Origin of the sequence: Novosphingobium clariflavum, assembly GCF_026420865.1 — a bacterium.
Classification (GTDB): domain Bacteria; phylum Pseudomonadota; class Alphaproteobacteria; order Sphingomonadales; family Sphingomonadaceae; genus Novosphingobium; species Novosphingobium clariflavum.
Window position 1 is genome coordinate 80,282 of sequence record NZ_JAPCWC010000002.1, and the last position, 22,338, is coordinate 102,619.

Consider the following 22,338-nt stretch of genomic DNA (forward strand, 5'->3'; position numbering starts at 1 on the left):
CGCTCAGGCGCGCAGGCGCCACCCCGTCCGGAAGATCCAGGCGATGAAACCCACGCAGAGCGCGAGGAACGCCAGCGTCATCACCAGCGAGATGCCGATGGGGAAGTCCGACCTGCCATAGAAGCACCAGCGCAGCCCGTTGACGAGGTAGACCACCGGGTTGACCATCGCCACCGAGCGCCATGGCTCGGGCAGCATCTGGATCGAATAGAACGTGCCGCCCAGGAACGTCAGCGGCACCACGAACAGCACCGGCACGATGCCCAGCTTCTCGAAACTGTCGGCCCAGATGCCGAGGATGAAACCGAACAGCGAGAACGTCGCCGAAACCAGCAGGATGAAGCCCAGCGCGTAGAACGGGTGGACGATCGTGTAGTCGACAAAGAACGTCGCGGTGCCCAGGATGATCGCCGCAAGGATGAGAGACTTGGTCGCCGCCGCACCGACGAAGCCGATCAGCGTCTCGGCCACGCCGACGGGGGCGGAAAGCAGTTCGTAGATCGCGCCGGTGAAGCGCGGCATGTAGATGCCGAAGCTGCCGTTCGAGACGCTTTCGCCCAGGATTGTCAGCAGCAGCAGGCCCGGCACGATGAAGGCGCCGTAATTGACGCCCGTCACCCCCGAATCCATCCGCCCGCCGATCGCGGCGCCGAACACGACAAAATAGAGCACCGTCGTCAGCACCGGTCCGAGGATCGACTGCATCGCGGTGCGCATGGCCCGCATGACCTCGCGCTTGTAGATGGTCCAGGTGCTGCGCGCGTTGAAGGCGATCATGCCGCCGCTCCTTCCAGAAGGTCGACGAAGATGTCTTCGAGGCTCGATTCGCGAATGTCGATGGCGGTGTAGTCGATGCCGGCGCCGGCCAGTCGCTTGGTGACTTCCGCCACTTCCGCCTTGCCCCGCCCGGAGCCATCACCGCCGCGGTAGACCAGTTCCAGCCCGTCTTCGGAAAGGCTGACGTTCAGGCCGGACAGCACCTCGGGAACGGCGGCCAGCGGCGCGCCAAGCGCGAAGTGGGCTTCGGTACGCCCCAGTCGCTTCATCAGCGCGCGGGTTTCCTCGACCATGCGGATGCGGCCGCCCTGGATGATGCCCACCCGGTCGGCCATTTCCTCGGCCTCCTCGATGTAGTGGGTGGTCAGGATGATCGTCGTGCCGCGATCGCGCAGCAGCGAGATCTGCGCCCACATGTCGCGGCGCAGTTCGACGTCGACGCCCGCCGTGGGTTCATCGAGGAACAGCAACTCAGGCTCGTGCGCCAGCGCCTTGGCGATCAGCACGCGGCGCTTCATGCCGCCGGACAGCGCGCGAATCTGGTCGTTGCGCTTGTCCCACAGGCTCAGCGCCTTGAGGATTTCCTCGACCCGGGCGGCGTCGGGCGCAAGGCCGAACAGCCCGCGCGAGTAGTTGACCGAATGGATCACCGTCTCGAACATGTCGGTCGCTAGTTCCTGCGGAACCAGTCCGATACGGGCACGCAGGCGCCGCCAGTGGCGTCCCATGTCCTCACCGAAAGCGGTCATGCTGCCACCGGTCGGCCGGACCAGTCCGCAGACCGCACCGATCAGCGTCGTCTTGCCGGCGCCATTGGGCCCCAGCAGTGCAAAGATCTCGCCCCGTTTGATCGAAAGGTCCACGCCGTGAAGCGCCGTGAACCCGCTGTCGTAGGTCTTGGTCAGACCCTTGATTTCAAGAATGGAATCCATGGCCCGCGTGATGCGCGAAAGCGATGACGGTTCCAAGACCGAAATATCGGGCCGGCCGGGGAAATTTCCGCCAGCCGGCCGAAGCGGAAGATTACTGTTCCAGGCTCTTGAAGTCGTCCTGACGAATATACCCCACGTAACCGCCGAACATCTTCGCGGCAGTCTCCGGATTGCCCATGAGTTCCTGCATCGCCATCCGGCCCAGCGTTTCCCCCGCCGCGCGGAACCCGGCGCTGCTGTGTGCGCGGTAGAGCGGGCGGGCCTGTCCGGCACAGTCCACCGTGATAAGGCGGGTGAAAATCGCCGCCACCTGGCGGTCCAGCTTGTCCTTCACGGCCGGTTCGATCTTGGCGACGTCGGCCACCTGAGGCGCACTGCCCATGGCGGTCAGGAACCACCGTGCAAACGTCACCCGGTCCTCCCCGGTCGACTTCATCGCGAAGCATTCACCAAGCTTGCCGGCAAGGTCGCGTTCGACGTCCGGCGCCAACGGCGCCGTTGCGGCAGGCGAAGTCGGCGTCTCGGCCGCGGCTGCGCCCACCGGCAGCAGCGCCGCGAGTGCGACAGCGGAAGCCGCCGCCAGCGGCCACTTCGAAATGATCATGATAGTTCCCCCTATTCCCGAATCAGCAGGCTGGAATCGCCATAGCTATAGAAACGATAACCCGTTGAAATAGCGTGTCGATAGACCGCCTGCATACGTTCCAGCCCCATCAGCGCAGAGACGAGCATGAACAGGGTGGACTTGGGAAGGTGGAAATTGGTCATCAGTCCGTCGATCGCCTTGAAGCGATAGCCCGGCGTGATGAAGATCGCGGTATCGCCTTCGAACGGACGGATCACGTTGTCCTCGCCGGTCGCGCTTTCCAGCAGGCGCAGGCTGGTAGTGCCTACCGCGATAACGCGATTTCCCGCCGCACGCGCGGCATTGAGGCGATCGGCGGTCGCCGCGTCGATGCTGCCCCATTCGGCATGCATCCGGTGGTCCTGCGTATCATCGGCCTTGACCGGCAGGAAAGTGCCCGCGCCGACATGCAACGTCAGCGTCTCCCGCTTCACACCTGCGGCCTCCAGGCGCGCCATCAATTCCGGCGTGAAGTGCAGCGAGGCAGTCGGGGCGGCAACCGCACCATCCTTCTCGGCGAACATCGTCTGGTAGTCGCTGCGGTCCGCCTCGTCGGTTTCGCGCTTGCCGGCGATATACGGGGGAAGCGGCATGCGCCCTGCCCGCTCCAGCAGGACTTCGACCGGCTCCTCGCCTTCGAAGAACAGCACCCAGCTGCCGTCGTCCAGGCGCTCCTCGGCCAGCGCGGTGACACCGGCAGGAAATTCGATGCGGTCACTGGGCCGCAGCCGCTTGGCATTGCGCACAAAGGCCTGCCAGCGGCGCAGATCGATGCGCTTGTGCAGCGTCGCACCGATCTTCGCCTCGCCGCGTCGTCCTTCGAGCTGGGCGGGAATGACACGCGTGTCGTTGAACACCAGCACATCGCCGGGGCGCAGGATGCCAGGCAGATCGTGGACGTGGCGATCGACGAGCGATCCGCTCTCGGCCCCTTCCACCAGCAGCATGCGCGCCGAATCGCGCGGCCGGGCCGGCCTCAGGGCAATGTTTTCGGGCGGAAGGTCGAAGTCGAAAAGGTCAACGCGCATGGCGCGCGTCTAGGCGCGCGCCATCGCTTCGTCATCCCCTTTCGGAGAAATTCAGTTCGACTTCGAATTGCTCAGCTGGTCAGCCGTGATCTTGGCGGGGGCTGCAAGCGGCGCGGGCGCGGCCACCGGCGGCGCCTTGTTTTCCGATGCCAGCGAGGCCTGCACGATCTTGGTCGGGTTCGCCGGCGGTTCGCCGCGCTGGATCGCATCGACGTACTGCATGCCCGAAATCACGCGACCAAAGATCGTGTACTTATGATCGAGCGAGAAGCGCGGGTAGAACACAATGAAGAACTGGCTGTTCGCGCTGTTCGGCTCGTTGGTACGCGCCATCGAGACCATGCCGCGCAAGTGTGGCAGCGAGTTGAACTCGGCCTCGAGGTCGGGAAGCTGCGAACCGCCCTGCCCGGTCCCGGTCGGATCGCCGGTCTGCGCCATGAAGCCATCGATCACGCGGTGGAAGATCTGGCCGTTGTAGAAACCCTGCGAGGCGAGCGTCTTGATACGCTCGACATGGTGCGGCGCCCACTGCGGCATGAGACGGATCGCCACGCGGCCGCCGTCCGACAGGTCGAGCAGCAGGACGTTTTCGGGCTCGTGCAAGATATCGGCATCGACCACCGGCGAAAGCGGCGGCGCCACCGGAGCAGCGGCGGCATCGGGGGTCGGTGCTTCCTTCTTCTTGGCCATTGCCGGCGTTGCCACCAGCGCGAGGCCGATCATCGTCGTGGTAAGGGTCAGGCGAAACGTCATCGATTACTCACTGAAGGAAGCCGTTCAGGCTCGCGGCGATAGAGCGCGCGGCCTGACGTGACAATGAATGAATTTGTCGCAAGCGCTCTCAGTAGTCGCCCTGGAGGCCCTTGGCAGCAATACGGTCCACCACGTCCGCCCGCACCGCAGGACTGACGAACCGCGAGATGTCGCCGCCAAACGTGGCGATTTCCTTGACCAGCTTGGAGGCGATCGGCTGAAGGCTGACATCGGCCATCAGGAACACGGTCTCGATGTTCGGGTTGAGCTGCTGGTTCATGCCCGCCATCTGGTATTCATACTCGAAGTCCGCGACTGCCCGCAGGCCGCGCACGATCACGCTCGCCCCCTGCTTCTGCGCGAACTTCATCAGCAGCGCGTTGAAGCCGACAACAGTGACGTTCTCGATACCCAGCGACGCCACTTCGCGCTCAACCATGGCCATACGCTCATCCGGCGTGAACAGCGGGTTCTTGGAGGGATTGGTGGTCACCCCGATGATCAGCCGATCGACCAGCTTGGCGCCGCGCCGGATGATGTCGGCGTGCCCCAGCGTGATCGGATCGAAAGTGCCGGGATAGACCCCGATGCGTTCAGTCATGGCCGATTATTCCCCAATTCCCGTGAACGCGCCGCGGCAACGGCGCACGCAATTTCAGCGATCCGCCAGACGCCTGCGAGATTTCGGCAGGCTTGCGGCCTCAATGCTTCCGCTCGACGATGTAACGCGCCACCGCGCGCAGCAGATCGGCTTCCTTGCCGTGCTGGGCGAGATGGCCGATCGCCTGCTCGACCAGCATCCGCGCCTGCTCGCGCGCCCGTTCGGCGCCCAGCAGCGACACGAAGGTCTGCTTGCCGGCCGCGGCATCCTTGCCGACCGCCTTGCCGGCCAGCAGCACATCGCCTTCGTGGTCGATGAGATCGTCCGCGATCTGGAACGCCAGCCCGATATCGCGCGCATAACCGCGCAGATGCGTGCGCCCTTCCGGCGGGATACGCCCGAGAATCGCGCCCATCTCCACCGCGGCACCCAGCAGCGCGCCGGTCTTGAGTTGCTGCAAGCGAGTAATCGTCTGAAGGTCGAACTCGCTGTTCTCGGCCACGATGTCCATCATCTGGCCACCTGCCATGCCCTGCGCGCCGCTGGCGTGAGCAAGCGCCTGCACCAGTTCGATCCGCGTGAAGGGGTCCGCGCTGACGGCGGGGTCGCCAAGAACCTCGAAGGCAAAAGCCAGCAGCGAATCGCCCGCCAGCACCGCCGTCGCCTCGTCATAGGCGAGATGCACGGTAGGCTTGCCGTGACGCAGGGCATCGTCATCCATGCAAGGGAGATCGTCGTGGATCAGCGAATAGACGTGGATCGATTCGATGGCGATGGCCGCCCGGATCGCCGCCTCGCGCACGACGCCGAACATCTCGGCAACTGCCGTCAGCAGCAGCGGGCGCAGCCGCTTGCCCCCGCCGATGGCCGCATAGCGCATGGCTTCCACCAGGCGCGCGCGCTGATCGTCAGGCACCGGCAGCAGCGCATCGAATGCGCCGTCGATCTCCTCAGAGATCCTTGCAAGCCCCTCCGCCAGCAGCGGGTCGCTGATTACGACCTCGCTCATCCCCTCAGCGCTCCGCGTCGAAAGGCTGCGTACCGGCAGCCGCGCCGTCCGGACCGGCGACGATGCGCTCGATCCGCGCCTGCGCCGCATCGAGGCGCTTCTGGCAATGCTGCCGCAGCTTCTCGCCCTTCTCGTAGAGCGTGATCGAATCCTCGAGCGGGACATCGCCGCTTTCCAGTCGCCTCACGATGCCCTCAAGGTCCCGCAGGGCGTCCTCGAAGCTGAGGCTTTCGATGGTTTCAGTCTCGTCTACCATGGCGAAGCAATGGCCCTAGCGCACGGGCCGGTCAAGGGGAGCCGGCCGCTATTTGCCGGATTGCGCCGCCGGTCCGGCAGGCGGGCTGCGAACCGGCGGCAAGTGGCGAAAATCCCGCCGTCATTTCTCGTAGATGTAGTCCTGGAATGTGGCCATCGTGTCGGTCCAGAACTCCAGGGTATCGAGGAACAGCGCCTTGCTCATGCCGCCCTCGTCGAGGTCGAGGTCGTACTGGATCACGCAGTCGCCATCGCTGTCGACCTGCGGGGTCACGAAGCGATACTTCTGTGAAAAGGTGTTCATCGCCTCGAGGCTGCAATGCGTCGCCTCGGTCCAGCCGGCATAGAACTGGATGCTGGAACAATCGGCGCCGTCGGTGCAGCCGTAAAACGTGATCGTGAACTTCGAGCCCGAAGAGGCGCTCTTGATCATCGGGTCGCCAACCGAATCCTTGGTCAGTTCCGCCCGGTAGCCCGCGTCCTGCAAGGCCGAGACAAGGCTGGCGGGTGACTTGGCCGTCACCATCTGGGCCTGGGCCACACCGCTCGTCATGGTGCCCAGAGCGAGCATCAGCCCGGCGATAATCTTACGCATAAATACCCCGTTTCAATCGGAAAGTCGCTGAGCGGCATCTGGCACATCACCCCCGGCATCGAAAGTGAAAGTTCATGTCAGGGTCCATGCCGTCTAGCGCTCCGCGACGGACATGGCTAAGGCGCCTCGCATGAGCGAAATCACCCCTGACGTCGTCGAGGCGCACGGCCTCAATCCCGAAGAATACGAGCGCGTCCTGAACGCCCTTGGTCGAGAGCCGAACCTTGTCGAACTCGGCATCTTCTCGGTCATGTGGTCGGAGCACTGCTCGTACAAGTCGAGCCGCTTCCACCTGAAGAAGCTGCCGACCAAGGCGCCCTGGGTCATCTGCGGCCCCGGCGAGAACGCGGGCGTGATCGACATCGGCGACGGCCAGGCCGCCATCTTCAAGATGGAAAGCCACAACCACCCCAGCTACATCGAACCCTTCCAGGGCGCGGCCACCGGCGTCGGCGGCATCCTGCGCGACGTCTTCACCATGGGCGCCCGTCCGGTCGCCAACATGAACGCGCTGCGCTTCGGCCGCCCCGATCACCCCAAGATGAAGCACCTGGTGCAGGGCGTCGTCGAGGGCATCGGCTCCTATGGCAACTGCGTGGGCGTGCCGACCGTGGGCGGCGAGACCAACTTCCACAAGGCCTACGACGGCAACATCCTCGTCAACGCGATGACCGTGGGCGTCGCCGAGACCGACAAGATCTTCTACTGCGCCGCCACCGGCCTCGGTAACCCGATCGTCTACGTCGGCTCGAAGACCGGCCGCGACGGCATCCACGGCGCCACGATGGCCTCGGCCGACTTCGACGAGCATTCGGACGAGAAGCGCCCGACCGTGCAGGTGGGCGATCCCTTCACCGAAAAGCTGCTGATCGAGGCCTGCCTCGAACTCATGGCCACCGACGCCATCGTCGCGATCCAGGACATGGGCGCGGCCGGCCTCACCTCCTCGTCGGTCGAAATGGCCAGCAAGGGCGGCGCCGGCATTCGCCTCAACATGAACAAGGTGCCCTGCCGCGAAGAGGCGATGACGCCTTACGAGATGATGCTCTCGGAGAGCCAGGAGCGCATGCTCATGGTGCTTCAGCCCGGCAAGGAAGCCATGGCCGAAGCCATCTTCAAGAAGTGGGAACTCGACTTCGCGGTGATCGGCGAAGTGACCGACACCGGCCACATGGTGCTCGAATTCAACGGCGAAGTGGTCTGCGACATTCCGCTCGGCCCGCTTGCCGACGATGCGCCGGAATACGAGCGTCCTTACGTCTCGCCCGAGGAATACAAGGCCTGGGCCAAGGTTCCCGCCATCGAAGGCGCTCCCGAGAGCGCTGACGTCGGCGCCGACCTGCTCAAGCTCATGGGCACGGTCGACCTCGCCAGCCGCAAGTGGATCTGGGAGCAGTACGACAGCCAGGTCGGCGGCGACACCATGCAGAAGTCCGGCGGCGACGCCGCCGTGGTGCGCATCCACGATACGCGCAAGGCGTTGGCGATCAGCACCGACTGCTCGCCCCGCTACTGCTATGCCGACCCCTATGAAGGCGGCAAGCAGGCGGTCGCCGAGACCTATCGCAACATCAGCGCAGTGGGCGGCCTTCCGCTCGCCATCACCAACTGCCTGAACTTCGCGAACCCGCAGCGCCCCGAAATCATGGCGCAGATCGTCGGCTGCCTGAACGGCATGGGCGATGCCTGCCGCGCGCTCGACTATCCGATCGTGTCGGGCAACGTCTCGCTCTACAACGAATCGAAGGCCACCGGCGGCGGCTCGGCGATCCTGCCGACCCCGGCAATCGGCGGCGTCGGCCTGCTGGGCGACCACGACAAGATGGCGACCATCGCCTTCAAGAACGCCGGTGACGAGGTCTTCGTGCTCGGCGGAAGCGGCTCGCACCTCGGCCAGTCGATCTGGCTGCGCGAGATCGCCGGCCAGGAAGCGGGCGATGCCCCCAAGGTCGACCTCAAGGCCGAAGCCGCCAACGGCGCTGCCGTCCGCAGCTGGATCGCCGAAGGCAAGGTCACCGCGGTGCATGACGTGAGCGACGGCGGCCTGCTCGTCGCGCTGGCCGAAATGGCACTCGCCAGCGGCCTTGGCGTCGAACTCGATGGCGCGCTCACCACTGCCGAGGCTTTCGGCGAGGACCAGTCGCGCTATGTCGTCACTGCCCCCGCCGGCACCGCCCTGCCCGGCGCCGTGAAGATCGGCACGGTTGGCGGCACCCAGGTGGCCGGCAACGAGATCACCGCGCTCAAGGAAGCCAACGAGGCCTTCTTCCGCGACTGGATGGAAGCCTGATCCACCGCGTAACCGCGTATGGAACCGGAGAGAGGGCGCCGCATCGGCGCCCTCTTTTCGTTTGAGGCTCAGCTTCCGCCCGTCGTCGATGCCAGCACGTTCACCGTCAGCGCCAGAATGCCGAGGTTGAATGCAAAGGCGAACAGGCCGTGGAACGTCGAGACACGCCTGACGCTCGTTTGCGTGATCGCGATATCGGCGGTCTGGCAGGTCATGCCGATCACGAAAGCGAAGTTCACGAAGTCGGAAAAGTCCGGCACGCAGTCGCCCGGGAAGTCCAGCCCCTCATGATCCCCTCCGGCGCGCGAGGAATAGTAGAGCCGCGCGTAGTGGAAGGCATAGATCAGGTTCACGAAGGTCCAGCAGGACAGCAGCGTGACCACCAGCAAGGCGATCTCGCCCGCCTTCAGGATCTTGTTGTCGAGAACCAGCGTGCCCAGCGCAGCCAGGATCACCGAGGTGATCACCGCCGTCAGCATCAGCAGCATGAGCTGCCCGGCATCGTCGCGCTTGGCCTGCCGGCGCATGACTTCGGCATTGCCGCTACGCCACAGCGGCACGCAGGATGTCACGAAGGCGATCACGCCAAGGTCGAATGCGGTGATCACCGCTTCGACGGCGGGGAGCAACGACAGCAGCGCCATGGCCGCTGCTGCCATCACGCCCAGAAACAGCAGGTAGCGCGGATGCGACAGCCGGCTCAGGAAGGGATCTCGCTCGCCAGCCATCGCATTTCGCTCCCCTGGATCAGACCCGGACCCATTCCTGCTCGTCGATGCCGAGCAGGCGCAGCACGCTGGTCAGGTCGCCCCGATCGATCCAGCCGTTGGCGGCCGCACGCGCCTTGGGCTTGGCCCGATAGGCAATGCCGTAATGCGCCGCCTCCAGCATCGGAATGTCGTTGGCGCCGTCGCCGGTGGCCAGCGTGGTGACATTGCCGCCCAGCAGCTCGAGTTCGGCCAGCAGCGTCGCCTTCTTGACCGAGCTGTCGACGATCGGACCGTCGAGCCCGCCGGTCAGCTTGCCATCGACGACCTCAAGCCGGTTGCCGACGACATAGTCGAAGCCAAGGTGCGCCGCGACCGGATCCGCGAAATGATGGAAGCCGCCGGTCACCAGCACGGTGCGGCAGCCGAACTTCTTGAGCGTGGCGACCAGCGTGCGCGCGCCGTCCACCGCGCGGATGCGGCTGGCCAGGCATTCCTCGATGGCATCGACCGAAAGGCCCTTCAGCAACCCGACTCGCTCACGCAGTGCCTGCTCGAAATCGAGTTCGCCCTGCATGGCCCGCTCGGTGATCTCGGCGATCCGGTCCTTGATCCCGGCGAAATCGCCCAGTTCGTCGATGCATTCCTGCCCGATCATGGTCGAATCCATGTCGGAGATGAACAGGCCCGGCACGATCGGCTCATGATCGCAGACAAGGCCGTCGGTTGGCGCGAAGTGATCGTCCAGCGCCTTGCGCAGCGCCGCCGCATCGCTGTCCGGAGACGCGATCTGCATGGTCTGGTCGCAGAAGTCGAGCATCGCCGCAGAGGCCAGTCGCACGCCGCTTTCGTGCATTTCGGCACGAGCCGCATCGATTCTTGCCGAGAGGTGGTCCGGTTCTGCTATCAGCCGCGCAATGAGCACTGCGAATTCCCTTGAAGCTGCGTATGAAAATTCCACTGGCGCGCCTGCTGACGACAGCAGACCACCGCTCGCGCTCATCGCAGGGCCGACTGCCAGCGGCAAGAGCGATTGTGCCGTCAGGCTGGGACAGGAACTGGAGCGACGTGGCCGCCGCGCTGTCGTGGTCAATGCCGACAGCTCGCAGGTCTATGCCGATCTGGCCGTCCTGAGCGCCCGCCCCCTGCCGGACGAGATGGGCGGGATCGAGCATCGCCTGTTCGGCGCATGGGACGGTGCGACCAGTTGTTCCGCCGCCGATTGGGCCAAGGCGGCGCGCGAAACCATCGCCACAATCCATGCCGAGGGCGCGGTGCCGATTCTCGTCGGCGGCACCGGCCTCTATATCCGCACCTTGCTGGACGGCATCGCCCCAGTGCCGGAAATCGAAACTTCGGTGCGGGAGGCCGTGCGCGCCCTGCCCGTTTCCGAAGCCTATGCCGCGCTCCGGATCGAAGACCCTGAACGCGCCGCCCGCCTTGCTCCTGCCGACTCGGCCCGTATTGCGCGCGCACTTGAAGTGGTCCGCTCTACCGGAAAGCCGCTTGCACACTGGCAGGCGGAACTGACCGGCGGGATTGCTCACACCGTCAGCCTGTTCCCCGTCGTGCTCCTACCTGAACGACAGGCGCTCTATCGCCGCTGCGACTTGCGCTTCGACCGCATGATCGAACGCGGTGCGCTGGGCGAAGTGGACGCGCTGCTCGCCCGCAATCTCGATCCTGACTTGCCCGTCATGCGCGCCATCGGCGTGCCCGAACTGGCAGGAGTCGTGCGCGGCGAATGGGATCTGGACCACGCCATCGCCCGCGGCTCCCAGGCCACCCGCAATTACGCCAAGCGCCAGTTCACCTGGCTCCGCCACCAACCCCCGCAAGAATGGGTCAGGCTTGAGTACGAAAATTTCGATCAAAAATCACTTGAAGATAGATTATTTCAGGTTATGGGGTTGACGTAACATTTTCGTCCCCCTAGAGCCCGCATCGTCCTGCCGTGGAAGTGATGCAGGAGGAGAGGGAGACCCGGCACGGCGTCCGTCGTGTCGGGTCGGTTTCATTATAGTGCGCGAAACGGCGGACTAAGTGTTGTGTCATGCGGCAAAGAGCGTATCGAGCCGCAACATTCGAAGGCGCCCTGCCCTGGGGTTTGCCGAGAGTCGTAAAGGAAAGTATTGTGACTGAAGAGCGCAGCGGCGCGAACATCCTGGTCGAAAGCCTGGTCAAGCAGGGGGTCGAATTCGTATTCGGCTATCCCGGCGGTGCCGTGCTACCGATCTACGATGCTCTCTTCGGTGACGAGCGACTTAGGCACATCCTCGTGCGTCACGAGGCTGGTGCCGCCCACGCGGCTGAAGGTTATGCGCGTTCGACCGGCAAGCCCGGCGTCGTTCTGGTCACGTCCGGTCCGGGCGCTACCAATGCCATCACCGGCATTGCCGATGCCTTCATGGATTCGATTCCGCTGGTCGTCATTACCGGACAGGTCCCCACTGCCCTGATCGGTTCGGACGCCTTCCAGGAAGCGGACACCGTCGGCATCTCGCGCCACTGCACCAAGCACAACTATCTGGTGAAGGATCCGGCGGATCTTGCCGCGATCATCGACGAAGCCTTCGAGATCGCCACCACCGGCCGCCCCGGCCCCGTGCTGATCGACATCCCCAAGGATGTCCAGATCGCCATGGCGCCCTGGCATGAAGGTCCGATCCAGCGCCGCAAGCGCTACGATCCGCGCACCGCAGGTTCGGTCGATGAGATCGCCGAAGCGGTCGAGATGATCGCCAAGGCCAAGGCACCGGTGTTCTACACTGGCGGCGGCGTCATCAACTCGGGCCCCCGCGCCACCGCATTGCTGCGCGAGCTTCAGGAAAAGACCGGCGCGCCGGTCACCTCGACGCTCATGGGCCTCGGCGCCTTCCCGGCCGACCATGCCGACTGGCTGGGCATGCTGGGCATGCACGGCACCTATGAAGCCAATCTGGCGATGAACCAGGCCGATCTGGTGATCTGCGTTGGCGCCCGCTTCGACGACCGCGTGACCGGCCGCCTCGACGCCTTTGCGCCGAACTCGAAGAAGATCCACATCGACATCGACCGCGCCTCGATCAACAAGACCGTGCGCGTCGACCTGCCGATCATCGGCGACTGCGCGACCGTGCTCGAACAGATCCTGACGGTCTGGGGCGACCGCAAGCCGCAGGACCTGGCACCTTGGAAGGCCCGCGTCGAAACCTGGCGCGAAAAGAAGAGCCTCTCGTTCCCCGAGAACCGCAACGCGATCATGCCGCAACTGGCGATCCAGCGCCTGTTCGAACTGAGCAAGGACAAGGATCCGATCATCTCGACCGAGGTGGGCCAGCACCAGATGTGGGCGGCGCAGCACTTCCACTTCTTCGGTCCCAACAAGTGGCTGACCTCGGGCGGTCTCGGCACGATGGGCTACGGCCTGCCCGCCGCGATCGGCGCGCAGCTCGGCAACCCGGACAGCCTCGTCGTCGACATCGCCGGTGACGCCTCGATCCAGATGAACATCCAGGAACTGGGCACCGCAACCCAGTACCGCCTGCCGGTGAAGATCTTCATCCTCAACAACGAGTGGATGGGCATGGTCCGCCAGTGGCAGGAACTCACCTATGAGAGCCGCTACTCGCAGTCCTATTCGGACAGCCTGCCGGACTTCGTGAAACTGGCCGAGGCCTATGGCTGGAAGGGCATCCGCATCGAGAACGAGAGCGAACTCGATGCCGGCATCCAGGCCATGATCGACTATGACGGCCCCGTCATCGTCGACTGCCTTGTCGCCAAGGAATCGAACTGCTTCCCGATGATCCCCTCGGGCGCATCGCATGTCGAGATGATCCTCTACGGCGACACCGTCGCCGGGACGATGGACGATGCCGCCAAGGCGCTGGTCTGAGACTGCGAGAGATCAGAGAACTATCATGATGCACATCAAGCACGAAGCCGAGGAACGGCACGTCCTAACCGTTACGGTCGACAACGAGGCCGGCATTCTCGCCAAGATCGCGGGCCTGTTCACCGCGCGCGGCTACAACATCGACAGCCTCACCGTGGCGGACATCACCGAGAACCACTCGCTGAGCCGCATCACCATCGTGACGCACGGCCCGCCGAGCCAGATCGACCAGATCCACGCCCAGCTCGAGCGCCTGGTGCCGGTCCACAAGGTGACCGACCTCACCGAGGTCGGCCCCTACGTGCAGCGCGAACTGGCGCTCATCAAGGTGACGGGTGTTGGCGAGAAGCGGGTCGAGGCCCTGCGCATCGCCGGCGTGTTCCGCGCCCGCCCGGTGGACACCACCACCGGCAGCTTCATCTTCGAACTGACCGGCGCGCCGGACAAGATCGACAGCTTCGTAGCGCTGATGCGCGACCTCGGCCTTGTCGAAGTCGGCCGCACCGGCATCGTTGCCATGATCCGCGGGCCCGAGGGGGCCTGACACCACCATTCTCCAGCCGCCTCGCTCCCTGGCGCTGGAATTGAACCAACGCGCTGCAAGGCGCACCCCAAATCCGGCCCAGCCTCTCAAACGATCGAGGGGTCGGGTCCTCGAAAGGATAGTACGATGAAGGTCTATTACGACGCCGATTGCGACATCAACCTGATCACCGAAAAGAAGGTCGCGATCCTCGGCTACGGCAGCCAGGGTCACGCCCACGCACAGAACCTGCGCGATTCGGGCGTCAAGGAAGTCGCCATCGCGCTTCGTCCCGGTTCGCCCTCGGCCAAGAAGGCCGAAGGCGCCGGCTTCAAGGTGCTTGCCAACGCCGAAGCGGCGGCCTGGGCCGACGTGCTCATGATCCTCGCCCCCGACGAGCATCAGGCCGCGATCTATGCCGCCGACATCCATGAGAACCTGAAGCCCGGCGCGGCGCTCGCCTTCGCCCACGGCCTCAACGTCCACTTCGGCCTGATCGAGCCGCGCGCCGACATCGACGTGATCATGATCGCGCCGAAGGGCCCGGGCCACACCGTGCGCGGTGAATACGTCAAGGGCGGCGGCGTGCCCTGCCTCGTCGCGATCCACCAGGACGTGACCGGCAACGCGCAGGACGTCGCGCTCGCTTACGCCTCGGGCGTCGGCGGCGGCCGTTCGGGCATCATCGAAACCAACTTCCGCGAGGAATGCGAAACCGACCTGTTCGGCGAGCAGGCCGTGCTTTGCGGCGGCACCACCGCGCTGGTCCAGGCCGGTTTCGAAACGCTGGTCGAAGCCGGTTACGCACCGGAAATGGCCTACTTCGAATGCCTCCACGAGCTGAAGCTGATCGTCGACCTGATGTATGAAGGCGGCATCGCCAACATGCGCTACTCGATCTCGAACACCGCCGAATACGGCGACATCAAGACCGGCCCGCGCATCATCACCGAAGAGACCAAGAAGGAAATGAAGCGCGTTCTGGAAGACATCCAGTCGGGCCGTTTCGTGAAGGACTTCGTGCTCGACAACCGCGCCGGCCAGCCCGAACTGAAGGCTTCGCGCATCGCCGCCAAGCGTCACCCGATCGAGGAAACCGGCTCGAAGCTGCGCGCCATGATGCCCTGGATCGGCGCCAACGCCCTGGTCGACAAGGCAAAGAACTGATTTCCCATACGCACTTTCGCGTTTGACGAAATTCGGGAGGCGGCGCAGAAATGCGCCGCCTCTTTTCTTTCGGGAGCAGCCCCATGCGTCGTTCGCCTATCGCGCTTGTCCTCGCCGCCGCCGTTCTTGCCGCTCCCGTCATCGCCCAGCCCGGTCCAGGCGGCGCAGGGCACATGGAAATGCTGCACGGGTTCGGTACGCCTGCCGCTGTGAAGGCGGGCACTTATGCGGTCGAACCGGCGCACACCCAGGTCACTTTCAGCGTCTCGCACATGGGCATCTCGCCCTTTGCCGGCACGTTTTCCGGCGCCAGCGGCACCATGGCTCTCGATCCCGCAAACCTCGCGGCCACCAAGCTGAGCGTCACCATCCCCATCGCCTCGGTGCAGACGACCAGTTCCAAGCTCTCCGAAGAGCTCGTCAGCGCCGACTGGCTCGATGCAGCCCGGTTCCCGACCGCCAGCTTCACCGCGACCAAGGTCACCCCGCTCGGGCCGGAAGCCGCGTCGATCGAGGGCACCCTCACGCTGCACGGCGTCAGCAAGCCGGTGACGATCATGGCCCGCTTCTTCGGCGCCGCGCAGAACCCGATGAGCAAGAAGGACTCGATCGGCTTTCTCGCCCGCGCCCAGATCAAACGCTCCGACTTCGGCGTCGCCAAGTACGTACCGCTGGTCTCGGACGAGACGGTACTGGTGATCAACGCCGCCTTCGAAAAGCAGTAAGGGCCGCCAGGACCGGAGCTGTCATCGACGCGCCGCGGATTTTCATGCATGCTCTCCCCCGGTAAAATCCCCATGGGAGAATGACATGTTGCGCAAATCGGCCGCGATGACCGCTCTTGCCGCCAGCCTCTTGGCCCTTTCCGCCTGCACCGCCACCGGGAGCGACACCGTGGCCGAAACGACACCGCGCCCGCCGGCCCCGCCAGCGCTGGAGCCCAATTGCGGCGCCGATCAACTCGGCGCCTATATCGGCCAGCCCGCCAGCGACGAGGTGATCGCCGCGATCACCGGCTGGCGCGGCGGCAAACCGATGCGTGTGCTGCGCCCCGGCCAGGCCGTGACCATGGACTTCCGCCCGGATCGTCTCAACGTCCAGGTCGGCGAGGATGGCAAGATCAAGGGCTTCACCTGCACCTGATTTTCCGCCGTTCCCGTCTTGATCACAGCCATGGCGTCATCCAAGCACGCAGGCCGTACATCAAGGAACAGACATGACCGAAGGCGCGGATATCGAACGCGAAGACAGCCTGACGCGGGTGGAGGCGTTTTCCGATGGCGTTCTGGCGATCATCATCACCATCATGGTGCTGGAACTCAAGACGCCGGTCTCGGAGGGCCTCGCCGCGCTATGGCCGCTCTGGCCAATCTTTGTCGCCTATGTGCTGAGCTATGCCTACGTCGCCATCTACTGGGTGAACCATCACCGCCTGCTGAGCCACGCCCGCGTGGTGACGAGCGGCCTGCTTTGGGCGAACATGCTGCTGCTGTTCACGCTCTCGCTGATCCCCTTCTCCACCGCCTATCTCGGCGAGCATCACTTCAGCCGCGAGGCGACGCTGCTCTATCTGCTGACGATGCTGGCCCCTGCCCTTGCCTATGTCCTGCTGCAGGGCCGCATCGCCGCAACCGGGGCGCAGACCTCGGCAAGCCGGCGCTATCACAAGGCCTCGCACCGCAAGGGCCTGGCGGCGGCATTCGTCTATGCGTTCGGCCTGCCGCTCACTTACGTCTCGCCCTGGCTCGGCGTCGGCTGCGCCGCGCTGGTGGCGGTGTTCTGGATGCTGCCGTGGAGCGGCCTCGACCGTCTGTTCCTCGACCGCCATCCGCCCGCCTGACACGGCAAGTTTGTTGCGCGAGCGAGCCGAAGGATCGCAACAGGATGCGCCTTTTCGCTTTACAAGCATCCCGTCAATGCGCATAGGCACGGCCATGAACCTTCGTCTTGGCCTTACCCTTCGACTTACACGCCCTTGGGCGTGAGTTGACGCGTCGGTCCTGCGGCGCGCTCGGCGCTCAAGGGGACCCTGCCAGACCGGGCCGACATTGCGGCCTTTCCAGACGAAGACGTAAATCCGAGCGAGAATACCCATGACCATGCTGAAAGACCCCTCGGTCAAGTACCGCCCCTTCCCGCAGATCGACCTGCCGAACCGCCAGTGGCCCTCGCAGGTCATCACCAAGGCGCCGCGCTGGCTCTCGACCGACCTGCGTGACGGCAACCAGGCGCTGATCGACCCGATGGGCGCGGAGAAGAAGAACCGCTTCTTCGACCTCTTGGTCAAGGTGGGCCTCAAGGAAATCGAAGTCGGCTTCCCCAGCGCCGGCGCGACCGAGTTCGACTTCATCAGCGGCCTCGTCAAGAACGAGCGCATTCCCGAAGACGTCCTGGTCCAGGTGCTGACCCAATCGCGCGAAGACCTGATCACCCGCTCGTTCGAGAGCCTGGAAGGCGTCCACGCGGCGATCGTCCACCTCTACAACGCCGTCTCGCCGCTGTGGCGCACCGTGGTGTTCGGCATGGAGCCGCACGAGATCAAGGGCATCGCCCAGAACGGCGCCAAGATCCTGCGCGATCAGGCGGCGAAGTATCCGCAGACCAAGTGGCAGTTCGAATACTCGCCCGAGACCTTCTCGACCGCCGAACTCGATTTCTCGATCGAGGTCTGCGAGGCGGTGATGGACATCCTGCAGCCGACGCCGGAAAATCCCATCATCCTCAACCTGCCGGCCACGGTCGAGGCGGCAACGCCCAACGTCTACGCCGACCAGATCGAGTATTTCTGCCGCAACCTGCCGAACCGCGATTCGGCGGTGATCTCGCTGCACACCCATAACGACCGCGGCACCGGCGTCGCCGCCGCCGAACTAGGCCTGATGGCCGGCGCCGACCGCGTCGAAGGCTGCCTGTTCGGCAATGGCGAACGCACCGGCAACTGCTGCCTCGTCACCGTGGCGCTGAACATGTACACCCAGGGCGTGGACCCCGAACTGGACTTCTCGGACATCGACGAAGTGATCCAGACGGTCGAATACTGCAACCAGCTGAAGGTCGCGGAACGCCACCCCTATGGCGGCGAACTGGTTTTCACCGCTTTCTCCGGCAGCCATCAGGACGCCATCAAGAAGGGCTTCGCCGCGCAGGAAAAGCGCAACGACGAGCTCTGGTCGGTGCCCTACCTGCCGATCGACCCCGCCGATCTCGGCCGCGACTACGAAGCGGTGATCCGTGTCAACTCGCAGTCCGGCAAGGGCGGTTTCGCCTGGGTGATCGAGCAGGACCAGGGCCTCAAGCTGCCCAAGCGCATGCAGGCACACTTCTCCAAGCACGTGCAGAACCTGGCCGACGAACTGGGCCGTGAACTGCAGGCTGCCGACATCTGGGACGTGTTCAAGCAGGCCTACCGCCTCGACGATCCGCAGCACTTCGCGCTGATCGACTACGAGGAGGCCAAGCGCCCCGACGGCACCCGTGTCTTTGCCGGCAAGATCGGCGTCGACGGCAAGGAACAGACCGTTTCGGGCCGCGGCAACGGGCTGATCTCCTCGGTCACCGCGACGCTCGCCGAAAGCTTCGGCGTCAGCCTCGAAGTGCGCGACTATGCCGAGCATTCGATGGGCAAGAGCTCGGACGCCCGCGCCGCCGCTTACGTCGAATGCGTAACACCGGACGGCCGCACCATCTGGGGTGTCGGCATTGACGAGGACGTGGCCACAGCTTCGGTGCGGGCCGTCCTCAGCGCCGCAAACGAAGCGCGAATCTGATCACGCAAGCGGAGAAGGTCGCGACCGGCCTTCTCCGTTTTTTTCGGGAAACTCATGGGGGCCCGCGCGGGCAAGGAGCCCGTAGAAGTCCCCGGCCAGCGCGATGGACGCCTTTCGCGAATTTCCTAAAAAATTCTGACATTTATTCTCAGGCGAACACAGTAGACACTCGCTTCGTCGGCAAAATCGCTTCGACTCCTCGAATTGTGACTACCTGCCGAAGTTCTGGCGATTTATCCCGAATAGACAATAATATCGGGTGCCTATGCAGTTCTATCTCGCCACCTCCTTCATCTTCCCGCGATCCTTGCGCCTGCGCCTGTTCGCCGTGTGCTTCGTCGCCACGCACCTGCCGCTGATCGGCTACTGCATCTGGGGGGCGGCGACGGGTCGCATCGCGCTGATCGAGTTCGCCTTGCTGACGCTGGCGACCGTGATCGGCACGGTCATCGCGCTGTTCGGCATCGGCGCCCTGCTCGATCCGATCCACGCACTAGCTAAGGCGCTTCACGCCGCGGACGAGGAAACACCCTCGCTCCCGCAAGTCGGCGACGTGATCCAGACGCTCTACGCCGGCGTACACCGCGCTGCCACCGCCACGCGCTCACAGATGGAAGACCTCAGCATCGCGGCACTCGAAGACCCGCTCACCGGGATCGCCAACCGCCGCGGTTTTCTCGAACAGGTCGCCGCACTCTCACCGGAGCGAAGCCACGGCTGTCTGGCCATCGTCGACATCGACTTCTTCAAGCAGGTCAATGACCGGCTCGGTCACGACCAGGGAGACCGGGTGCTCTGCGCCTTTGCCGACCGCCTTTCCGCCCAGATCCGCCGCGTCGACCTTGTCGCCCGCTGGGGCGGCGAGGAATTCGCCATCCTTTTCCGCGAAAGCACGGAAGAGGAGGCCGACTGGATACTGAGCCGGATCGCCGCGCAGATGCGCGAGACGCCGATCGGCGAAGTGGACGGCCGCACCATCACCTTTTCCGCCGGGGTCAGCCGCTGGCGCGGCGAAGATGTCGAGGAAGCGCTCCAGCTTGCCGACCAAGCCCTCTACGACGCCAAGCGCGGCGGCCGCGACCGTGTCTGCCGCTCGGGACACACCGGGGCCGAAGCCTAGGCGGCGTGGTCCCGTGATGAAAAAGGGCGGCCCCACGGGGCCGCCCTTTTCTTATTTGCCAGACGCTCTGCGCGGGATCAGTCGCCCGTCAGGATACGATCCACGAGTTCCTTCACGGTCGGCGTGTAGCCGTTCGAATAGAACGGATCCTGCTTGAACTTGTAAGCCGCATGCCCCGCAAACATCAGGTTCTGGTCGACCGGGCCGCCATGAGCGATGTCCTGCAGGGTCTTCTGGATGCAGAAGCTGCGCGGATCGGCGAGGCGACCGGTGGTGTAGTCATCATGGTCCTTCCACGACGAGAAACCGCAGTGCGAGAGGCAGCCCATGCAGTCAGCCTGATCCTGGCGGATCTCATCGCGTTCAGCCGGGTTCACGAAGATGATCGTGTCGTCGGGAGTGCGCAGGCCATCGGTGAAGCCCTGGGCCGACCAGGCGCGGGCGCGGTCGAGATCCTTGGGGGCGACCCAGAAGTTCTTGCCCTTGACGCCGACATCAAGGCGCACGGTGTGCTCGCCCGCTTCCACCTTCGAATAGGGGATCTGACGCTCCGAACGGGCCTCCAGATTGCGCAGGAACGGGTTGCGCACGGCCGACGAGTAGAAGCCGGTGGGCGAGAAGCGGTGGAGCAGCACATCACCGGGTTCGAGCGTGCGCAGGTGGTCCTTCCACTCCTGCGGGATCGGGCTTTCCTGCGTCAGCAGCGGACGCGTGCCGTACTGGAAGGCGATCGAGCCGAGTTCGGGATTGTCGATCCAGTTTTCCCAGTCGCGCAGGAACCAGACGCCGCCGGCCATGACGATCGGCACCGAATCCGCGATACCCTCGGCGCGCATGGTGTCGCGCAGCGCCTTCACGCGGGGGTACGGATCTTCCGGCTTCAGCGGATCTTCGGCGTTCGACAGGCCGTTGTGACCACCGGCAAGCCAGGGATCTTCATAAACCACCGCGCCCAGCAGGTCGGAAACCTTGTGGTAGGCACGCTTCCACAGCGCACGGAACGCACGCGCGGAGCTGACGATCGGCAGATAGTTGACGTTGAAGCGCGCCGCGATCTCGGACAGCTTGTAGGGCATGCCCGCGCCGCACGTGACGCCGGCAACCATGCCCTTGGTCTTTTCCAGGACGCCTTCGAGAATCGTCTGGGCGCCGCCCATTTCCCACAGGACGTTGATGTTGATCGCGCCCTTGCCGTTCGAAATCTCGTAGGCACGGCGCACCTGCTCGACCGCGCCGTCGATGGCATAGTCGATCAGTTCCTGGTGACGTTCCTTGCGGGTGAGCGCGCGGTAGATCTGGGGGACGATCTTGCCTTCCGCATCATAGCTGTCCGCATTGACGGCACTGACGGTGCCGATGCCGCCGGCCGCCGCCCAGGCGCCCGAGCTCATGTGATTGGTCGCGGCAACGCCCTTGCCACCCTCGACGAGCGGCCAGACTTCGCGTCCACCATAGACAATCGGCTTGAGACCCTTGAAACCCATCTTCTCTTTCAACTTTCCCCCGGCGCGGCGGGTCGATCAGACCTGCCTTATACGCCCTGTGTGAATGACGCTCACCTGTTTTGCGTCGTCGATTTTCCGGATAGTCGACACGGCACGATACTGGCCGGATCGGGCCGCTCCCCGGTGGCTTCGAACTGGGCGAAATAACCTTGGAGTTCCGGCTTACGGACAAATTCCGTCAAACGAAACCCCACGGCGCCAAATTCGCAGAAAAGCAGTTGCGGCGACATGCCATGGCTGTCGCTGGCCCGGTCAGCCTCGACCACCACGACCTTGCCACCCTTGCGCAGCGCCGGCTGAAGCCGCCACAGGAATGCGTAAGGCTCGCTCACTTCATGATAGACATGGACCAGGAATACCCGGTCGAAACTCTTCTCGGGCAGGCTCGGATCATCACTGCGCCCGAGCTTGATCGAAACGTTGTCGAGCTGTTCGCGCAGCACGCGCTGGCCCAGCCGTTCGTTGGCGCCGCGATCGATGTCTTCGGCGAGCACCCGGCCACGGCTCCCCACCCGCTTTGCAAGCCGGACAGTGTAATAGCCCTCGCCAGCGCCGATATCGGCCACGGTCATACCCGGTGCGATCCGGGCGAGGTCCATGACCACTTCGGCCTCGTGCAGGGAGTCGCGCTGGACTTCGCTCCCGAAATCGGTCTCGCTGGCCTTGGAAACCGGGCGGTCCGCCACCGGGAAGGCACGCGCCGTCTCCGGCCGCCCGTCATCCGGCGCCTTCTGCTGGCATGCCGCAAGCGCCAGCACAAAGGCCAGCAAAGCGGTTCGACCGGAAAGGGGACGAGGCAAACGCATG

General features: G+C 64.6%; 23 protein-coding genes. 10 read left to right on the forward strand and 13 right to left on the reverse strand.

All coding sequences use genetic code 11. The annotated features are described in order from the left end of the window. Positions 1–3 precede the first annotated feature (3 nt). The 9 genes from OKA11_RS02645 to OKA11_RS02685 form a co-directional block, all read right to left on the reverse strand. Complete coding sequence (locus tag OKA11_RS02645; RefSeq protein WP_142633425.1) at positions 4–777, reverse strand: ABC transporter permease; 774 nt, start codon at positions 775–777, stop codon at positions 4–6. After that, complete coding sequence (locus OKA11_RS02650; protein ID WP_267218691.1) at positions 774–1,709, reverse strand: ABC transporter ATP-binding protein; 936 nt, start codon at positions 1,707–1,709, stop codon at positions 774–776. The genes OKA11_RS02645 and OKA11_RS02650 overlap by 4 nt, the downstream gene beginning before the upstream one ends. A 91-nt stretch (positions 1,710–1,800) precedes the next feature. After that, the gene (locus OKA11_RS02655) at positions 1,801–2,313 is read right to left on the reverse strand and encodes a hypothetical protein (RefSeq protein WP_267218692.1); all 513 of its coding nucleotides are present in this window, start codon (positions 2,311–2,313) and stop codon (positions 1,801–1,803) included. An 11-nt stretch (positions 2,314–2,324) separates the two neighbouring features. Continuing rightward, positions 2,325–3,362, reverse strand: a complete 1,038-nt coding sequence (queA, locus tag OKA11_RS02660) for a tRNA preQ1(34) S-adenosylmethionine ribosyltransferase-isomerase QueA (protein WP_267218693.1) — start codon at positions 3,360–3,362, stop codon at positions 2,325–2,327. A gap of 51 nt (positions 3,363–3,413) precedes the next feature. Beyond that, entirely contained in the window at positions 3,414–4,115 is a 702-nt protein-coding gene (locus tag OKA11_RS02665) for a peptidylprolyl isomerase (protein ID WP_267218694.1), read from the reverse strand. 88 nt (positions 4,116–4,203) lie between these two features. Next, positions 4,204–4,716, reverse strand: a complete 513-nt coding sequence (gene coaD, locus OKA11_RS02670; protein WP_267218695.1) for a pantetheine-phosphate adenylyltransferase — start codon at positions 4,714–4,716, stop codon at positions 4,204–4,206. Between the two features lie 100 nt (positions 4,717–4,816). Continuing rightward, positions 4,817–5,725 (reverse strand): polyprenyl synthetase family protein, encoded by a 909-nt coding sequence (locus OKA11_RS02675; RefSeq protein ID WP_267218696.1) that lies wholly within the window; start codon positions 5,723–5,725, stop codon positions 4,817–4,819. 4 nt (positions 5,726–5,729) lie between these two features. Beyond that, the gene (locus OKA11_RS02680) at positions 5,730–5,981 is read right to left on the reverse strand and encodes an exodeoxyribonuclease VII small subunit (RefSeq protein ID WP_267218697.1); all 252 of its coding nucleotides are present in this window, start codon (positions 5,979–5,981) and stop codon (positions 5,730–5,732) included. Positions 5,982–6,101: 120 nt separating this feature from the next. Continuing rightward, positions 6,102–6,575, reverse strand: coding sequence for a YbjN domain-containing protein (locus OKA11_RS02685; RefSeq protein WP_267218698.1), 474 nt, complete (start codon positions 6,573–6,575; stop codon positions 6,102–6,104). Between the two features lie 130 nt (positions 6,576–6,705). On the opposite strand from OKA11_RS02685, the gene purL reads away from it, so the two are divergent. After that, positions 6,706–8,865: a phosphoribosylformylglycinamidine synthase subunit PurL gene (gene purL / locus OKA11_RS02690; protein WP_267218699.1), complete on the forward strand. Its 2,160-nt coding sequence runs from the start codon at positions 6,706–6,708 to the stop codon at positions 8,863–8,865. A gap of 68 nt (positions 8,866–8,933) precedes the next feature. Here the strand turns inward: purL and OKA11_RS02695 are convergent, their stop codons facing one another. Further along, a complete protein-coding gene (locus tag OKA11_RS02695; protein ID WP_267218700.1) occupies positions 8,934–9,593 on the reverse strand; it encodes a DUF1345 domain-containing protein in 660 nt (219 codons plus the stop codon). A 19-nt stretch (positions 9,594–9,612) separates the two neighbouring features. Continuing rightward, positions 9,613–10,497 carry a phosphoserine phosphatase SerB gene (serB, locus tag OKA11_RS02700; RefSeq protein ID WP_267218701.1) on the reverse strand — a complete coding sequence of 295 codons (885 nt, stop codon included), beginning with the start codon at positions 10,495–10,497 and terminating at the stop codon, positions 9,613–9,615. On the opposite strand from serB, the gene miaA reads away from it, so the two are divergent. From miaA to OKA11_RS02745, 9 genes are all read left to right on the forward strand, one after another. Beyond that, positions 10,490–11,491: a tRNA (adenosine(37)-N6)-dimethylallyltransferase MiaA gene (gene miaA, locus OKA11_RS02705; protein ID WP_267218702.1), complete on the forward strand. Its 1,002-nt coding sequence runs from the start codon at positions 10,490–10,492 to the stop codon at positions 11,489–11,491. The two genes, serB and miaA, sit on opposite strands and share 8 nt — an antisense overlap. Before the next feature lie 215 nt (positions 11,492–11,706). Further along, positions 11,707–13,449: a biosynthetic-type acetolactate synthase large subunit gene (gene ilvB / locus OKA11_RS02710; protein WP_267218703.1), complete on the forward strand. Its 1,743-nt coding sequence runs from the start codon at positions 11,707–11,709 to the stop codon at positions 13,447–13,449. 25 nt (positions 13,450–13,474) lie between these two features. Beyond that, a complete protein-coding gene (ilvN, locus tag OKA11_RS02715; protein WP_267218704.1) occupies positions 13,475–13,993 on the forward strand; it encodes an acetolactate synthase small subunit in 519 nt (172 codons plus the stop codon). Positions 13,994–14,119: 126 nt separating this feature from the next. Beyond that, entirely contained in the window at positions 14,120–15,139 is a 1,020-nt protein-coding gene (gene ilvC, locus OKA11_RS02720) for a ketol-acid reductoisomerase (protein WP_054441697.1), read from the forward strand. A gap of 83 nt (positions 15,140–15,222) precedes the next feature. Next, positions 15,223–15,864 carry a YceI family protein gene (locus OKA11_RS02725; protein WP_267218705.1) on the forward strand — a complete coding sequence of 214 codons (642 nt, stop codon included), beginning with the start codon at positions 15,223–15,225 and terminating at the stop codon, positions 15,862–15,864. 85 nt (positions 15,865–15,949) lie between these two features. Next, complete coding sequence (locus tag OKA11_RS02730) at positions 15,950–16,282, forward strand: I78 family peptidase inhibitor (protein ID WP_267218706.1); 333 nt, start codon at positions 15,950–15,952, stop codon at positions 16,280–16,282. Positions 16,283–16,355: 73 nt separating this feature from the next. Then, the gene (locus OKA11_RS02735; protein ID WP_267218707.1) at positions 16,356–16,979 is read left to right on the forward strand and encodes a TMEM175 family protein; all 624 of its coding nucleotides are present in this window, start codon (positions 16,356–16,358) and stop codon (positions 16,977–16,979) included. 253 nt (positions 16,980–17,232) lie between these two features. After that, positions 17,233–18,906 carry a 2-isopropylmalate synthase gene (leuA, locus tag OKA11_RS02740; RefSeq protein WP_267218708.1) on the forward strand — a complete coding sequence of 558 codons (1,674 nt, stop codon included), beginning with the start codon at positions 17,233–17,235 and terminating at the stop codon, positions 18,904–18,906. A 265-nt stretch (positions 18,907–19,171) separates the two neighbouring features. Beyond that, positions 19,172–20,026, forward strand: coding sequence for a GGDEF domain-containing protein (locus OKA11_RS02745; RefSeq protein WP_267218709.1), 855 nt, complete (start codon positions 19,172–19,174; stop codon positions 20,024–20,026). Positions 20,027–20,103: 77 nt separating this feature from the next. Here OKA11_RS02745 and OKA11_RS02750 read toward each other — a convergent pair whose 3' ends face one another. Beyond that, positions 20,104–21,510 (reverse strand): NAD(P)H-dependent flavin oxidoreductase, encoded by a 1,407-nt coding sequence (locus OKA11_RS02750; protein ID WP_267218710.1) that lies wholly within the window; start codon positions 21,508–21,510, stop codon positions 20,104–20,106. 71 nt (positions 21,511–21,581) lie between these two features. Beyond that, positions 21,582–22,337 (reverse strand): class I SAM-dependent methyltransferase, encoded by a 756-nt coding sequence (locus tag OKA11_RS02755; RefSeq protein ID WP_267218711.1) that lies wholly within the window; start codon positions 22,335–22,337, stop codon positions 21,582–21,584. Between the last annotated feature and the right edge of the window lies 1 nt (position 22,338).

Bases quoted from the DNA above. Each gene is read 5' to 3' on its own strand.
- OKA11_RS02645 (WP_142633425.1), bottom strand. From the start codon at position 777: ATGATCGCCTTCAACGCGCGCAGCACCTGGACCATCTACAAGCGCGAG.
- OKA11_RS02650 (WP_267218691.1), bottom strand. From the start codon at position 1,709: ATGGATTCCATTCTTGAAATCAAGGGTCTGACCAAGACCTACGACAGC.
- OKA11_RS02655 (WP_267218692.1), bottom strand. From the start codon at position 2,313: ATGATCATTTCGAAGTGGCCGCTGGCGGCGGCTTCCGCTGTCGCACTC.
- queA (WP_267218693.1), bottom strand. From the start codon at position 3,362: ATGCGCGTTGACCTTTTCGACTTCGACCTTCCGCCCGAAAACATTGCC.
- OKA11_RS02665 (WP_267218694.1), bottom strand. From the start codon at position 4,115: ATGACGTTTCGCCTGACCCTTACCACGACGATGATCGGCCTCGCGCTG.
- coaD (WP_267218695.1), bottom strand. From the start codon at position 4,716: ATGACTGAACGCATCGGGGTCTATCCCGGCACTTTCGATCCGATCACG.
- OKA11_RS02675 (WP_267218696.1), bottom strand. From the start codon at position 5,725: ATGAGCGAGGTCGTAATCAGCGACCCGCTGCTGGCGGAGGGGCTTGCA.
- OKA11_RS02680 (WP_267218697.1), bottom strand. From the start codon at position 5,981: ATGGTAGACGAGACTGAAACCATCGAAAGCCTCAGCTTCGAGGACGCC.
- OKA11_RS02685 (WP_267218698.1), bottom strand. From the start codon at position 6,575: ATGCGTAAGATTATCGCCGGGCTGATGCTCGCTCTGGGCACCATGACG.
- purL (WP_267218699.1), top strand. From the start codon at position 6,706: ATGAGCGAAATCACCCCTGACGTCGTCGAGGCGCACGGCCTCAATCCC.
- OKA11_RS02695 (WP_267218700.1), bottom strand. From the start codon at position 9,593: ATGGCTGGCGAGCGAGATCCCTTCCTGAGCCGGCTGTCGCATCCGCGC.
- miaA (WP_267218702.1), top strand. From the start codon at position 10,490: ATGAGCACTGCGAATTCCCTTGAAGCTGCGTATGAAAATTCCACTGGC.
- ilvN (WP_267218704.1), top strand. From the start codon at position 13,475: ATGATGCACATCAAGCACGAAGCCGAGGAACGGCACGTCCTAACCGTT.
- ilvC (WP_054441697.1), top strand. From the start codon at position 14,120: ATGAAGGTCTATTACGACGCCGATTGCGACATCAACCTGATCACCGAA.
- OKA11_RS02725 (WP_267218705.1), top strand. From the start codon at position 15,223: ATGCGTCGTTCGCCTATCGCGCTTGTCCTCGCCGCCGCCGTTCTTGCC.
- OKA11_RS02730 (WP_267218706.1), top strand. From the start codon at position 15,950: ATGTTGCGCAAATCGGCCGCGATGACCGCTCTTGCCGCCAGCCTCTTG.
- OKA11_RS02735 (WP_267218707.1), top strand. From the start codon at position 16,356: ATGACCGAAGGCGCGGATATCGAACGCGAAGACAGCCTGACGCGGGTG.
- leuA (WP_267218708.1), top strand. From the start codon at position 17,233: ATGACCATGCTGAAAGACCCCTCGGTCAAGTACCGCCCCTTCCCGCAG.
- OKA11_RS02745 (WP_267218709.1), top strand. From the start codon at position 19,172: ATGCAGTTCTATCTCGCCACCTCCTTCATCTTCCCGCGATCCTTGCGC.
- OKA11_RS02750 (WP_267218710.1), bottom strand. From the start codon at position 21,510: ATGGGTTTCAAGGGTCTCAAGCCGATTGTCTATGGTGGACGCGAAGTC.
- OKA11_RS02755 (WP_267218711.1), bottom strand. From the start codon at position 22,337: ATGCGTTTGCCTCGTCCCCTTTCCGGTCGAACCGCTTTGCTGGCCTTT.